This window comes from Streptomyces sp. NPDC005551 (genome assembly GCF_042871785.1).
Taxonomy (GTDB): domain Bacteria; phylum Actinomycetota; class Actinomycetes; order Streptomycetales; family Streptomycetaceae; genus Streptomyces.
The window spans coordinates 43,028-56,890 of the sequence record NZ_JBIAJE010000011.1 but is presented as its reverse complement, the minus strand read 5'-3'; the positions used below and the strand labels follow the sequence as shown (position 1 = coordinate 56,890).

The window sequence follows — 13,863 nt, the reverse complement described above, 5'->3', positions numbered from 1 at the left end:
CAGATCCTCACCCTGGCGCAGGACTTCGCCCGCCGTGGGGGGGCGCACCGTGGTGCGGTCGACGTGCCCCGTATTCGCCCGAGCTGGCGCGGACGGTTGCAGCGCAAACGGGTGAAGCACGTGTCGCGGCGTCCCCCGGGGGCCCGGGCAGGAGCCCCGGTGCGGCCGCGAAGCAGTGTGCGAACCGTGCGCCTGCGGGGTGAGGCGCGACGGGAGGCTCAGCGGGCGGGGGGCAGCCGCGGGGAACGTGCATCAGGAACGGGAGGCGCCGGCGAGCACGGCCTGGTGCACGGCGCGTGCCAGGCGGGCGCCCCAGGTCGAACGGGGGCCGGCGAAGCCGTGGACCTCGGCGGCGGGACCCGGGACCCGGGCCGCGATGCAGACGGCATCGGTGGGAGTGCCCGAGCAGTCGTGACCGGCGTCGAGCGGAGCCTGCACCTTGGCCTCGGTGGCGGTGGCCACGGCGTTGACGAGGGCTGCGTCGCTCAGGGCCACGGGCAGCGCGACCACGATGTTGATCGTGCCGGGTGCGGCGGGCGCGGCGCTGCCGTCGTCCGGGGAAGCGGCCCACCCCCGCACCCCGAGTCCCACGGTGGCGAGCGCGGCCACCCCGCCGTCCCGAGCATGCCCGCACGCCCGGACGTCCGCCGCCGTCATCAGTCCCACGCCCGGCCCGTCCGCTCCGGCGTCACGGGCCAGACCGGCGAGGTGCCGGTCCGGGTCGACGCGTCGGTAGCCGTGCGCGACCTGGGCGTTGAGGACCCAGGACCGTTCCCCGATGTCTCCGCCGAGCACGGAGCTGCCGATCATCCGCCAGCCGGCTCCCGCGCGCCACAGCAGGGCGTGCAAGCGCTCGCCGCCCTCGACGCGCGTGAGGTGCTCCACCGGCAGCAGACCGGTGGTGGTGCACGGGTGCGGGACGACGGCGGTCACCGGGCAGTACTCCTTGCGGGGTGGGAACCGGTCGATCCTACGTGGCGGACCCGGAGCTGGGGGTCCCGGCCTCGGCAGGCCCACGGATCTGCGCACTCCGATCCTGTCTTCGGGCCCGCCGCCGCTCACGCGGGCACGGCGAGCGCGTCGGCGCGGGGCTCGCAGGACTGCGGAGGCTCGCGAGTCCGGGCGTCGGGCGGCCTGCGGTCAGGTCTTGCGGACGAGCAGCTGGTCTCCTTGAACTCCCGCTCGTCCGTGGGCTCCAGCTCGCGAACCAGTCGGGCCACCTCGGCCAGGCCCGACGTGCGCAGCAACCCGGCGAGGTGATCGGGCCACCACCGGTAGGCCGGCGCGACCGCGTGGTCGAAGACCTGAGCCAGGTGTGACGCGTCATCACTCACCGAGAAGCCGATCAGAAGGTGGCCACCGGATGCCAGTGCACGGTGGAACTCCGCCAGGATGGCGGGGAGTCCGGTCGGCGTGGTGTGGATGACGGACCACCGGGAGAGTACGCCGCCCAGGACCCCGTCGCCGATGTCCAGCGCGGCCATCGGGCCCACGTGGAAGGCCCAGTTCCGGATGAGTGCGGCGGGCCGGCGGCCCGGTCATCGCCGGAGAGACGTCGACGCCGAAGGCATCCAGCCCCGACGCGGCCAGGTGGGCGGTGAGCGGTGACATGGCCGGGCCCACTCCCCGCATCCGCGACCTGGCGATGCCCACGCGCGCGTACGACCTCGGCGAAGACCTGGAGGATCGCCCGGTCAGGGTCAGTCTCGCAGCGAGTCGCGGAACAGTTGCGCGTAGGTGTGGACGGCGGCGTCGTAAACCTCGAGTGGCGCTGAGGGCATCGTCCTCGACCATGCCCCGACCCTGGTTCCCGTGCGCCGGGGCGGACCGGGGCATCACAGGCCCGCGGTGCGCTCCACTGCCTCCCGGGCCATGTCGGCGTAGCGGCGGAAGAGGACGGGGCGTGCCTCGTCGCCTTCTCGTCCCCCCAACGCCGCCCAGCACCGGGCCACCAGCTCGCGGGCCTGGGTGCCGGGCCAGGGCCGGGGCAGGAGCTGGGGCGGCAACAGCGGGTCGCGCTCCATGGCACGGGTGAGTTCGGCGGCCAGCTCGACGGCGATCGTCAGGACCGCGGCGGGGGAGAGGCCGACCCCTTCGGTGAGCCGGGCGAGGCGGGGCCGGGCGACACGGCTCAGACGGTGGTAGCGCTCGGCGATGTCCCGCAGGGGCCACAGGCGGCGGACGAGCTCGGCGGGCTCGCGGACGTCCCCCCTGCGCAGGTCCGTCGTGGTGAGGAGGGTGAGCGCGTCGTGGGCGCCGAGGCGGTGGGCCGCCTCCTCGACATACGGCTCCCAGCGGTTGGCGCTCACGTACAGCCCGCCCTGGAGGGGGGCGCCGCCGAGGTGGAGGAGCGTCTCGCGCAGTGAGTCGCGGGCCGTGCGCGCCGACTCGGGCACGGCGAAGGCGGCCAGGTGCCAGACACCGTCCCACGGTGCGAGTCCGGCATCCTGCCGGAACGCGTGGCGCAGGAAGTCCGCGTTGGGGGAGAGGGCGCGCGTGGTGTCCGCCGTCGCCCGCAGCTCGGCCTTGCGGCCCCGGCCCTCGTGGGTGAACCGGCCCTCGGCCACGAGGCGTTTCACGCAGAGCCGGACTTGCTGGTCGCTCATGCCGAGGGTGCCGGCGACGGTGTACAGCTCGTCCGCGCCGACGGTGCCGTCCTCGCGGATCAACGCGTGGACGAGCATGCGCGTGGGCACCTCCACGCGGTCCGTCTCGTCGCTCAAAGTTCTGCCGCTCCTCTCGTCCCGACGGGCCGACGCATCGTGGTCACCGCGCCGAACCCCAGCAACTTTCGCAGGTAGGGCGTGTGCTCGGTCCGCACGGGCGTGAAGCCGCGCCGTTCATACAGTGCCCTGGCCCGCGGGTTGGTGTCGATGACGTCCAGTCTGATCTCGCGGCAGTCCTGCTCGGCCGCGACCGCGGCGACTTCCTCCAGGAGCAGGGTGCCGACCCCGCGTCCGCGCGTCCGCGCGTCCACGGCGATGCCGTCCATGACGAGTTGCCCGGGGGCGGGCCGACGCTCGAACAGGGCGAGGAGCAGCAGCCGGTGAATCCCCCGCACGTGTCCGTACGCGCGCAGCACGGCGCCGGCCGACCCGCCGGTGAGGCCCCGGCCGCCGAGCTGGTAGCCGGCGAGGCCGACGAGCTGTCCGTCGAGGAGGGCGCAGACCGCGCGATCGGCGTTCAGGTGGGCGGCGAGGAAGGGCATCGCCTTGTCCGCCGGACCGAGCGCGGGTCCGAGCTTGCGGCCGAAGGCGTCCCAGTACAGCTCGGCCGCGCGCCGTTCCGCGCCGGCCGGAACGCCCCGCCGGACCGTCACCGCTCCCGCATCGCCGCCCACTGCATCCGCTTCCATGCCGTTCCCCTCGCTCGCTTCACGATCTCGGTGCGAAACTATCATCGCAAATACGATCGTAGAAAGAGTGATAGTTTTCGGCGCCATGAACCCACCAGAGGTGATCACTCCCATGACTTCGGGGACCGGGCCGCGGCGTCGCCGCGGCCTCCGCGCAGCCGTGTGGTCGCTCGTCACGGTCCTGGTCGTGACAGCCGGCCTCACCGGCGTGGCGCTGTGGCAGAACTCCTACGCGATGGACGAACGGCGGGTCTCGATCCGCCACGGCAAGCACACCCTCAACGGCGTGCTGAGCACTCCCCGGGACGGCCGCGCACGCCACGGCCTGGTCGTGTACGTCCACGGCGACGGACCGCTCGACGCCACGCACGAGGGCGGCTACCGGCCCCTGTGGGAAGCGAACGCCCGGGCCGGGTACGCCTCCCTGTCCTGGGACAAGCCCGGCGTCGCGGGCGCGCCCGGCGACTGGCTCGACCAGTCCATGGACGACCGCGCCGACGAGACCGCCGCCGCCATCGCCTGGGCGCGCACCCGCCCGGACATCGACGGTGACCGGATCGGGCTCTGGGGCGCCAGCCAGGCCGGCTGGGTCCTGCCGAAGGTCGCCGCCAGGACGTCCGTGCGTTTCGTCATCGCGGTCTCGCCCGCGATCAACTGGCTCCGACAGGGCCGCTACAACCTGCTCGCCGAACTGCGGGCCGACGGTGCGTCCGCCTCCCGCACCAAGGCCGAGATCGCCCGGAGCGACACCATTCGCCGCCTGCTGGAGCGGCATGCGACGTTCGAGGAGTACGTCCGGGCGATGCGCGGCAACGCGGACGGGATGACGCCCGGCCGGTGGCGCTTCGTCTCGAAGAACCACACCGCGGACGCCACCCGGGACCTGCGGGCCCTGCACGGCGTGCCGGTGCTGCTGACTCTGGCGGGCCACGACGTCAACGTGGACACCGCCGAGACGGAACGCGATTACCGGAAGGTGCTGGACGCGGGCGGCGCACTGACGGTCAGGCACTACCCGGACGCCACCCACTCCCTGGTGAAGCGGTCCGTCGAACGGTCGGACCTCATGTTGACGCTCACCGCCGTCTTCGCCCCGCGCTCGCTCTTCGCGGACGGATTCCTGGACGAGCAGCAGCACTTCCTCGAGGAAGCCGGCTCCGGCGGGAATGCCGAGGGCCGGCACTGATCGAGAGGCGGAACCCGGCACGGCGGGCACAGGCGACCGCGGACCGCCCCGGTCCGCCGGGGGTGCGCCCTGCCAGGGCCGGAGCGCAGGACAAGGGGAGACGGACAGGGTGCAGTCGCCGGGGACACGCGAGGTCGAACGCGGTGCCGGCTCTCCCTCCCGACCTTCCGACCTCCCGTCGGCTGGCACCGGCCCTCCCTCGCCCCGCCTGCTCTCGGCCGGCCGAACGGCCGTAACCGCGTTCGGGACGGCCGTGACTCCGTCTTCGACTGCGTGACACCCCCCGCGGTTGCCGGGTACGGCTGACGGTCCGAGGCATGCTGAGGACGACCGCGGAGGTGGTGCCGGACGTCCCGCGTGCCACGGCGGCTCGGCGGGCATGCGCGACGTGCGTCCCGTGACGGGTGAGGGGTGCCAGGTGGTGGAGGACCGGCGAGCGGAGCTGCCGCACGGCGCGGAGGCGGGTGTCCTGGTGGACCGCCTGAAGGAGCGCATCTACGCGACCATCACGATGATCGCCGTGGTGGTCGGTCTCTCCTTCGGCGACGTGAGTGCCCCCGGAGCCGTCGCCACGGTCCTGACGACTGCCGTGGGCCTGTGGCTGGCCGCGCTCGTCGCCGACCAGCAGGCGCATCGTACGGTCCACCGCCACCCGGCCACCGCCCGCGAACTGCGCCGCATGCTGTACGTCAGCAGTCCCCTGCTGTCCTGCGCCGTGGGCCCCGCCGTGTTGATCGGCCTGGCGGCGCTGGACGTCCTGTCGTTGGATGCCGCGCTGTTCGCCGCGGCGGGCGTCGGCGTGCTCTCCCTCTTCCTGTGGGGCTGTGCCGGCGGGCTGCGCATGGGCGGTGACGCCGTACCGGCCGTCGTCGCGGGCCTTGCGGACGCGGCGATCGGTGTGGCCGTGGCGCTGGTGAAGGCGGCGGCCGGACACTGACCCGGGGGCAGTGGGCGACGACGGCCCGCGGATGCTCGGACCCGTAGCCGGCCAGCGGTGCAGGCACTTCGGCATCAGGACGCGTGAGGCCGCTGGAGTCCTTGGAGAAGGAGAGCGATCAGGCGTCGGGGGGCGTAGCGGGGGTCGTTGTCGCCTCCGATGCAGAGGTTGCCGATGCCTCGCATCAGCTCATACGGCTGCGTGCCGGGCCTGATGTCGCCGGACTCGACCGCAGCATCGAGCAATTGGGCGCAGACGGGCAGTAGGCGGTCGAGGAAGTAGGCGTGCAGCGCGGCGAAGCGGTCGTTGTCGGACTGCAGGGCGTCGGCGAGTCCGTGCTTGGTGACCAGGAAGTCGACGAAGAGGTCGATCCACTGACGCAGCGCGTCGAGCGGGGAGTCGGTACTGGCCAGCAGGTTGGGGCCCGCCTCGGCGCATTCCTCGATCTGGTGGCGGTAAACGGCGGTGACAAGATCCGCCCGGGTCGGGAAGTGGCGGTAGATCGTGGCCATCCCGACGCCCGCCCGGGCGGCGATCTGGCGGATCGGCGCGTCGACGCCGGAGTGGACGAACACCTCGGCGGCGGCGGAGAGCACCGTCTGCCGGTTGCGCTGGGCGTCGGCACGCTTGCCTCGGGACGGCGACTGCCCTGCAGCGCTGTCGGTGGCCATCACGTACTCCTCCCACACTGATTGACAAAACGGAGCGTTGCTCCGGATACTTAGCGGAGCGGCGCTCCGTTTCAGATTAGTCGAAGCGGGAGGCCCCTGACCACCCTGTCCGTCGTCGGTCGCAGAGCCCGCCGGGCAGCAGGTGCCACCGAAAGGGAACCCACATCGTGAGCACATCCACTGTCACCAGCGTCGACGCATTCGACACGCCCGTCCCGGTACTGTCCTTCGGCCCCGTAACCCTCTCCGTGCCCGGACGTCCCGTGGACCTCCGGGTACGCGTCTCCGCACCCGCGACCGGAACCGGTCTGGCCGTCATCCTCCTGTCCCACGGTCAAGGCCCCTCGAACCACCTCTCCTCGCTCAACGGTTACGCGCCACTCGTCGACTTCTGGGCCGGCCACGGATTCGTGGTCATCCAGCCGACCCACCTCAGCTCCAGGACGCTGAGCCACCTGGTCGCCGACACCCGCGGGGCGCCCTTCTTCTGGCGCTCGCGCGCCGAGGACATGTCGCACATCATCGACCGACTCGACGTCATCGAGGAGGCCGTGCCGCTGCTCTCCGGGCGGATCGACCACACCAAGGTTGCCGTTGCCGGGCACTCATTCGGCGGTTTCACCTCCAGCCTCCTGCTCGGTGCTCAGGTCACCGACCCCGACGAAGGGGGAGGGGTGAACCTTCTCGAACCCCGGATCAAGGCGGGCGTACTGCTCGCCGCGCCCGGCAGGGGTGACGTCCTCAACGGGCCGATGGCTGACGCACTGCCGGTCTTGCGGACCATCGACTTCTCGACGATGACCACACCCGCGCTGGTCGTCGTCGGCGACAAGGACGACTCCCGGCACTTCACGGACATGGGGCCGGACTGGCACGCCGACCCCTACACCCTCGCCCCCGGACCCAAAGCCCTGCTCACCCTGTTCGGCGCGGAGCACGGTCTTGGCGGGATCGCCGGATACGACGCCGCCGAGACCACCGACGAGAACCCCGAACGCGTCGCCGTCCTCGCCCGGCTCACCGCGGTCTACCTCCGCACCCAGCTTCGCACCCAGCTTCGTCTTGGTGCCCCCACGTGGCAGACCGCGTGCGGGACACTGACGACCGACCCCGAACCGACAGGACGAGTCGAATCCAAGTAGGCCCTCCCACCCAGCCACGTCCCGGCCATCTGCGTGTCGTCAGTGGCCTCGCCGGGGTCCCGGCCACCGCCTCCGCACATCTCGCCACCGGCACCGGGCGCGGGAAACCGTGCGGAGAACGCTCCCGGGGGGGCGAAGTCGAAGGGGGTGCCCTGGGCGTTGCCCACCGCTGAGGCGACGCCCGCGGCGGCCGCTCGCTGAATCCGCCATCAGCACATCGGATGTGGGTCAGTGCACAGGGTCTGTACTCCGTAGCGCTGTCGGCTGTTGTCCAGACGTTCGAGGCCGGCGCCGCAGCGCAGCGGTTGCAGCCCCGGAGCCAGTGCACGGACCACCCGCAGGCCGGTGACGGCGATGTCATCCGAGGTCACGTCGGCGGTGGCGACGGGTGTGCCGAGGCGGCCAGTCGGGCGTTGCTCTGCTCGGCCGTCGGCGGGTCGGGGGAGATCGTGCAGCCTGACGACGTCGGTACCGCTCGTGAGGAAGGAGAGCCGACGTGCCGTGCCGGGCCTGGCGGGACTTGCGTGCTTGCCCGCCAACCGCTCAGGAAACTGGTCGATGGTTTGCTTCTGGAACGCGGTGTATCGCCCGAGGGTGTCAGGGCATCGAGTCATCTGAATTCCAGGTGACCATGCAATGACCCTGCCTTCCGGCTCCATCTGGTCCCGTGAGCGCCGCTTGTGAGCGGTGCGGCTGCCGCATGACGATCTTCAGGCCATGCCGACCGGCCATGTCATGTCCATGGGTTGATGAGCTGTTTAGGTTGGTGAGCGCGGGCAACTCGGTCGATGCGCGTCGACCTCGACGCATTCCTGAGACTGCGGGGGTGCACCAAGTGGCCCCCAACGCAAGAAAGGTGCCTTCTCATGAGCGCTGTGAACCCGGTCGGTAACGCAGGCCAGCACACGGGCCCGGACGCTGCCACGCACCGGCCGCGCCGGCTCTCGACCGAAACGAAGGCCGCCTTCAAGACCACCGAGTTCTTCGCCTACGTCGCCGCGGTCGTCGCGGTCCTGATCGCCTCCCTGGTGGTGGGGAGCGAGGACGGGCACCTCGACTACTTCCGCGCCGACAAGGCCTGGTGGTACATCGTGATCCTCACCGTCGGCTACATGATCAGCCGCGGGCTGGCCAAGTCCGGAAGCCGCGACCCCTACGACGAATCGCGCTGACGCCTCCAGTACAGAGCCCGCCAAGGCGACCGCACGGTCTGGTCTCGAGCACCCTGACACGAGCACGAGACGCCGGACAGATACGGTGATGGCCCGTGCCGAACCCACTCGGCGCGGGCCATCACCGCGTACACCGATTCGTGCGTGCCGAGCGAGCCACTCCCCCCGTCAGCGCCCGGCCGGTTCGGGGTATGGGGCGCGGATCGGCACCACTGCGTGATCACAGTGCACGACCGTGCGGAAGAAGCTTTGGCCCGACTGCTCTGAACTCGTCGTGCCGGGACACTGCGACGATCAGTCCGTCCCGGACCGGCTTGCAGGCGCTTGCTTGCCCCGCTGCCCAGCGGGGCGAGGTGAGTCCTCCCAGCCACCTCGTTTCCTCTGCCGGGCGGTGCCTTGGCACAGCTCTGACTAACTGACCGTTTCAAAGTGACGTTCGGAGTCGTCTCAAGCAGATGACGCTGCAGGCGAGTTGGAGTAGTGCGAGGTGGAGGTCGGCGCGTATTTCGTAGCGGATCCGTAGTCGTTTGAACTGATGGAGCCAGGCGAAGGTTCGCTCGACGACCCACCGAGTCTTGCCCAGAACCGTGGACGGTGCCTTTGCGGGCGGTCTTCGGGGTGATGCCGCGGGCACGGAGGAGACGGCGGTACTCGTCGTAGTCGTAGCCCCGGTCGGCGAACAGTCGACGTGGCCGGCGGCGAGGCCGGCCACGAACTCCTCGGATGCGGGGTCTCGCATCCAGTAAGGGCATCAGTTGCGTGACGTCGTGACGGTTTCCGCTGGTCAACGAGACGACCAGGGGAGTGCCGTGCCGGTCGGTGATCAGGTGGTGCAGCTGCCGGGCCGGGCCCGGTCGACCGGCGAAGGTCCGGTGTGAGCCCCCGTTGGGGCGCCGGAGTTCCCCCACCGCCGCCGGTGGCGGTGGCGGTGTGGAATGTTGCGGCGCGGTCCGGGCCTCGGGGAGGGCGACGGTTGTTTCGTCAGTGTCCCAACGGGTCACCAGCCAGGGCCGCTTACCCACAGCTGCAGCTCGATTCAGCCCTGCCGACGGGTCTTGGACAGATCGATGGGAAGGGGAGCTGGACCAAGACCTGCGCCCTCCCCGCAGGCCGCCGTTGACGGGAGGCGGCCTCTGTGTGCCCGCCTCCCTCACCACAGCTTCAGGCTGGAAGTCCCGAATCTGGTCTGCGGGGAAACGGACCCGACCCCCGCTCCTCACGCGGCTGGCGGGATCTACCCCACGCAATTCTTAGTCACTGTCCCCGCCGAGTTCCCCCATCGTGTCAGCCACCTGGGCAAGGAGGCTCTCAACGCTCGGCCAGGACGGTTCCGGACCGTGGGATGTGGTGCCATGGCGGACGACGCAGCCGTACTGGTCACCTGCGCGTAGGTCGACGAAGAGCCCGCCGCCCATGCCGTCCCCACCCAACGGCAGCCATTGCGGAAGCCAGAGCGGCGCCGCGTCACGCGAGTAGTACGTACCGGCCTGGTCCCGGCTGCAGCGGGCAAGCCACTTTTCCAGAGCGTCGGCCAGTGGCGGCGGCACGGTGTCGCGCAACGAGCGCAGATACAGCTCCCGACGCGCCAGTGCCTCCGCCACCGGGTACGGATCGCATCCGAACGGGAAGAGCCGGAACGGTGTTTCGCCGTCGGTCGGCTGGGCGGGGGAGACTCCGTCGGCGGCGCGCCACCAGGCGGCCAGTCCTTCGGGCAGGGGACGGCCGGTCTCCCGTTCCGCCAGCCGCAGGGATACCGGGTCAGCGGGCGGATTCAGCCGGGCGTGACAGGCAGGAGCGTTCCGGGAGAGCCAGCGCTCGATGTGACTCCACACCACGTCAACAGCTTCATTCGGCATGGACCTTCACCACCCTTCAGGGCCGGGGACAGACCTCGTGCACATGGGGAACGTCTGGTTCCGTCCTGGTCTGCTTCTGCTGCCCGTACCAACGTTGTTCGTCTGCGGCCATTCAAGTGCAGGTGTGAGGACCCCGCCATACCTGGGCAACGAGAGGACAGCACCATCGTGAGCCGACCAACCGTAGTGCGCGGAAGAGGCGGAACGTTACTGTCCGCCGTCGTGGCGGCGCTCGCTCTGATCCTGGGAATGGGGGCGCCGACCGTGTCCGCCGCGCCCGCACCCGGTGACCAGAGGGGGCAACGGACGGCGGCCGACGGGAAGTGGATCGGGAAGCCGGTCATACTCACCGGCGAGGGCGTCGACAAGAAGTCCAAGCGGCCGCGGTCGGCGTGGCGTGCCGCCCTCGCGCCCAAGGCCAAGACGGCGCCCCTCTCGCCGGAGCAGGCCATGAGGGAGGCCTTGGACGAGGCGAGGAAGGCGGGCGCCAAGTCCTACCTCGACACCTCCAAAGTGCCATTGGCGACAGACGGCCGGCCTAGCGCTCGAGCCGTCGCCCTCGGCCTCCCTCCGACCGACCTCGGTGACGAGCCCCCGGCGCAGGACACCAACCAGTGCCTGGACCGCGACGCGGCTTCCTCGGCTCAGGGGGAGACCCTGAACCGATGGCTGTGGTGCCAGAAGATGCGCGTAGGCGTCCAATACTTCAAGATCATCAATGGTAAGCCGGAGTACCAGGGCACCAACAGCGTCGCCATCCACGCCGTGGCGGTCGGCAACGGCAAGCAGCGCGTCCTACGCACCTACCTCCAAGCCCAGTACGACTCGGTGGAGTACGACGACTGGAGCCTGTGGGACCGGTTCTTCACCGCCCCGAAACTCAAGATGTTCATCCTCTCGGACTGCGCGGAGGGCTACGACTACTGCTTCGCTGCCGGCAGCGGCATCGAGCACACCTTCGACGAGTGGGACTACCACCGCGAGTGGCTGCACTGGGACATCTACTCCGAGGAGGCAGCCTCCACCGCCACGGACAAGGTCCTCTTCCACCACTGGCACTTCCGCTTCGGCGGTTCCGGCGGCGGCTACGTGGTCACCGATGCCACCACCGCCGACCGCACCTTCCGCTGCGACTCCGCCACCTACTTCTCACAGTTCGGCGTTGAGTACCCCAAGGCATGCGTCAACTACGAGGTGATCCCGCACCTTCAGTACGACATCAGCGACACCCGGGTCAGCTCGGTCGCCCGGCACATACGGGTCGCCCAGGACACCCCCGAAAAGACCTATCCAATCGAGCTGGAGCCCAAGCACATCCCCGGCAAGTACACCGGCAACCGGGACGACCAGGGCCTGCACCGTGTCGCCGACGGCAGCCCCTCCGCTCAGGCCAACGAGGCCATGAAGGATGCCGCCTGCAACCGCAAGCCCCCGTACGAGGACTGGCGCGGCCTGCCCCCCTACGACACCGCCACTCAGGACTGTGACGAGTACCCGTTCCAGTCCACCGAGGAGGGCGCGGGCAACTTCACCTGGGACTTCTCGGTCCGCGCGGTGCCGAATGGCGAGAACCGATCCGCGGGCGGCCTGCTGCGCTGGTACTACTTCAGCGACCGCATTCTGTACGGGACGGACGCCTTCTGGGTCGAGATCCGCGACTAGGACGCCCCCGGGCGACCAAGCACAAAGCCAAATCCCTGCCGGTATGCGTGTGATCACGGTCCTGCTCATGCTCGTGAAGGACAGCACGCCGTGACACCGCAGCGCACGCCCACGGGTTACTCAGCTTCCTCGCCAATTGCTCGGAGAGTCTGGCCTTCACCATCCGAAAACCAAACCCGGCGCCTTTGCGCCCCTGACGGTTCAGGACAAGGTTCACACCCTTCACCACATACACAGGACAGCTCCGGCCAGGGTGCGGCCGGAGCTGTCCTGTGGCCGCGTCACGCGGCCTACGAAGGCCGTCTACGAACCACCAGCTCGGCCACCTGCCGGGAAGCATCGACTCTGCGGGGATAGTGGAAGTCCCCTCCATGACTACTATTCGGTCGCGACTGCTCTCCGAGGGCGGCCCGCCGCTCCTTGCGACGATCTCGTCGTTGTCATGCGGGAGTCGGGTACGGCCGGGCTCGTCGAAGACGACTCCACGGACACGGAGGCACGGCCCGCCTCGGCGTCTTCAGCGTGCCGCGGCCATCTGCTGCGAGGACCCGGTCGAGGACGGCCACAGCCTGCCGTGCCCGCCCGCCGGGTTGCGGTGGGCTGGTCTCCTTCAGGCACTCCAGCTCGTCGATGACGCACAACCGAGCACGTGCCTTGTCCGGTAGGTCGCGTGCGTCGAAGCGTGCGGGCAGGGGGAATTTTGGGATACTCCACAGTGCGTCCGCAGTGGGGACGGCTCGATGCGTCACGGGACGATCTCGGCTGTGGCCGCGCGTGGTCGGACGTCCATCGCGTCACCGGTCTAGAGCTGACATGTCCGCAGCGCCGGGGCCGGGTCTTCGCCCGCATCTCGCAGCACTGCCAGCGTTACTCCTACCATCAGGTCCGACCGGCGGATCGTGCGCTGGCGAACGAGTCGCCCGGACACCAACTGCTGAAGCTGGAACTAGCGATGGCGGCCCCCGAGGCCGGGTGGCGTGCGGTGATGGAGGTCGCCAGCCAAGCCGGTGACTGGCGCGCCGACGTCCTGGTCTACGACCAGCAAGGCCTGCCGTTCCTGGCCTCACAGGCGCAGCTGCCACCAATGACGCCGGACGACGCGCGAATGCGCACGGACCGCTATGCGCACGACAGCGTCGCGGTGTGCTGGATCGGCCTGGAACCGCGTCCCCGGCAGCGTAGGGTGCCTCGCTTCTGGTGCGCGCACCGAGGGAGCGGGGTGACGATTGGATGGTGTGGCAGGGCGTGGAGCGCTTCGACTAGGCCCCGCGCACGCTGAAGGCCCGCGCGAAGTGGAATCCCGTCAAGCGCCCGCTCGGCGAGACGGTCGAATGGATCCCCACAGGACGCCTTCACGCCCACAGCGCGGCCGACGGGACGGGGGGGGACCGCTCCCACGTATACGCAACTGTCCATCGAGGACGACCGGATTAAGGTCGAAGCGGAGGCCATCGAGCGGTCCGTCATCGCTGACCGTCTGCGCCAGGAGGCCCAGGATGCCCAGGAGCGCGCCCGGGCAGCCGAACAGCGGCTGCGGGGAAGCCATGGCGGGCGACCGCAATGAAGAGGAACGACAAACATAACTGCACCGCCTGGCGGGCTTCTTCACATACGCGCGGATAGACGCGGCGGTATGGGAGGTCTTTACAGAGATGGTCAGATCGGCATCGGGTCAGGCGGTCATCTACGGCGAGCAGAGCCCCGAGTACGGCAACGGACTGCTCGTCTACGCCGGGCGACGCCGGGAGCCGGTACGCCGGCTGGCGGGTCTGGTCTGCCCTGATCCCGAGGCACTCGCCGGGTAGCCGAAAGACTTGACGATCCTGGTGCCCCACCAGACCTGGCTCGACCGGATCCGGGCCGCCGCCCGGCGCCCGTTGAA

General features: G+C 70.2%; 11 protein-coding genes and 3 pseudogenes. 6 read left to right on the top strand and 8 right to left on the bottom strand.

Annotated features, from left to right (window positions below; genetic code table 11):
• Window positions 1-252: 252 nt before the first annotated feature.
• The 4 genes and pseudogenes from ACFYP4_RS28845 to ACFYP4_RS28830 form a co-directional block, all read right to left on the bottom strand.
• A complete protein-coding gene (locus tag ACFYP4_RS28845; protein ID WP_388789301.1) occupies window positions 253-933 on the bottom strand; it encodes an adenosylcobinamide amidohydrolase in 681 nt (226 codons plus the stop codon).
• Window positions 934-1,166: 233 nt separating this feature from the next.
• Window positions 1,167-1,794, bottom strand: a pseudogene (locus tag ACFYP4_RS28840) (class I SAM-dependent methyltransferase); the annotation flags it as partial.
• Window positions 1,795-1,835: 41 nt separating this feature from the next.
• The gene (locus ACFYP4_RS28835) at window positions 1,836-2,684 is read right to left on the bottom strand and encodes a PaaX family transcriptional regulator C-terminal domain-containing protein (RefSeq protein WP_358850631.1); all 849 of its coding nucleotides are present in this window, start codon (window positions 2,682-2,684) and stop codon (window positions 1,836-1,838) included.
• 35 nt (window positions 2,685-2,719) lie between these two features.
• Window positions 2,720-3,355 carry a GNAT family N-acetyltransferase gene (locus ACFYP4_RS28830; protein WP_358850505.1) on the bottom strand — a complete coding sequence of 212 codons (636 nt, stop codon included), beginning with the start codon at window positions 3,353-3,355 and terminating at the stop codon, window positions 2,720-2,722.
• Between the two features lie 112 nt (window positions 3,356-3,467).
• Here ACFYP4_RS28830 and ACFYP4_RS28825 point away from each other — a divergent pair, with 112 nt between their 5' ends.
• Window positions 3,468-4,541: an alpha/beta hydrolase family protein gene (locus ACFYP4_RS28825; RefSeq protein WP_388789298.1), complete on the top strand. Its 1,074-nt coding sequence runs from the start codon at window positions 3,468-3,470 to the stop codon at window positions 4,539-4,541.
• A 379-nt stretch (window positions 4,542-4,920) separates the two neighbouring features.
• Window positions 4,921-5,478 (top strand): hypothetical protein, encoded by a 558-nt coding sequence (locus tag ACFYP4_RS28820; RefSeq protein WP_388789295.1) that lies wholly within the window; start codon window positions 4,921-4,923, stop codon window positions 5,476-5,478.
• Between the two features lie 74 nt (window positions 5,479-5,552).
• Here the strand turns inward: ACFYP4_RS28820 and ACFYP4_RS28815 are convergent, their stop codons facing one another.
• A complete protein-coding gene (locus ACFYP4_RS28815) occupies window positions 5,553-6,149 on the bottom strand; it encodes a TetR/AcrR family transcriptional regulator (protein WP_358850502.1) in 597 nt (198 codons plus the stop codon).
• A 167-nt stretch (window positions 6,150-6,316) separates the two neighbouring features.
• On the opposite strand from ACFYP4_RS28815, the gene ACFYP4_RS28810 reads away from it, so the two are divergent.
• Complete coding sequence (locus tag ACFYP4_RS28810) at window positions 6,317-7,291, top strand: alpha/beta hydrolase family protein (RefSeq protein WP_388789292.1); 975 nt, start codon at window positions 6,317-6,319, stop codon at window positions 7,289-7,291.
• A 23-nt stretch (window positions 7,292-7,314) separates the two neighbouring features.
• Here the strand turns inward: ACFYP4_RS28810 and ACFYP4_RS28805 are convergent.
• Window positions 7,315-7,494 (bottom strand): annotated as a pseudogene (locus ACFYP4_RS28805) (ADP-ribosylglycohydrolase family protein); the annotation flags it as partial.
• A 663-nt stretch (window positions 7,495-8,157) separates the two neighbouring features.
• On the opposite strand from ACFYP4_RS28805, the gene ACFYP4_RS28800 reads away from it, so the two are divergent.
• On the top strand, window positions 8,158-8,463 hold the full coding sequence (locus ACFYP4_RS28800; RefSeq protein WP_358850500.1) for a hypothetical protein: 306 nt from the start codon (window positions 8,158-8,160) through the stop codon (window positions 8,461-8,463).
• A gap of 424 nt (window positions 8,464-8,887) precedes the next feature.
• On the opposite strand, the pseudogene ACFYP4_RS28795 reads toward ACFYP4_RS28800, so the two are convergent.
• Together ACFYP4_RS28795 and ACFYP4_RS28790 are read right to left on the bottom strand one after the other, a co-directional pair.
• A pseudogene (locus ACFYP4_RS28795) lies at window positions 8,888-9,346 on the bottom strand (IS5 family transposase); the annotation flags it as partial.
• 367 nt (window positions 9,347-9,713) lie between these two features.
• Window positions 9,714-10,319: an SMI1/KNR4 family protein gene (locus ACFYP4_RS28790; RefSeq protein WP_358850499.1), complete on the bottom strand. Its 606-nt coding sequence runs from the start codon at window positions 10,317-10,319 to the stop codon at window positions 9,714-9,716.
• Window positions 10,320-10,541: 222 nt separating this feature from the next.
• On the opposite strand from ACFYP4_RS28790, the gene ACFYP4_RS28785 reads away from it, so the two are divergent.
• The gene (locus ACFYP4_RS28785; RefSeq protein ID WP_358850498.1) at window positions 10,542-11,981 is read left to right on the top strand and encodes a NucA/NucB deoxyribonuclease domain-containing protein; all 1,440 of its coding nucleotides are present in this window, start codon (window positions 10,542-10,544) and stop codon (window positions 11,979-11,981) included.
• A gap of 1,652 nt (window positions 11,982-13,633) precedes the next feature.
• Window positions 13,634-13,786, top strand: a complete 153-nt coding sequence (locus ACFYP4_RS28780; RefSeq protein WP_358850497.1) for a hypothetical protein — start codon at window positions 13,634-13,636, stop codon at window positions 13,784-13,786.
• Window positions 13,787-13,863: the final 77 nt, after the last annotated feature.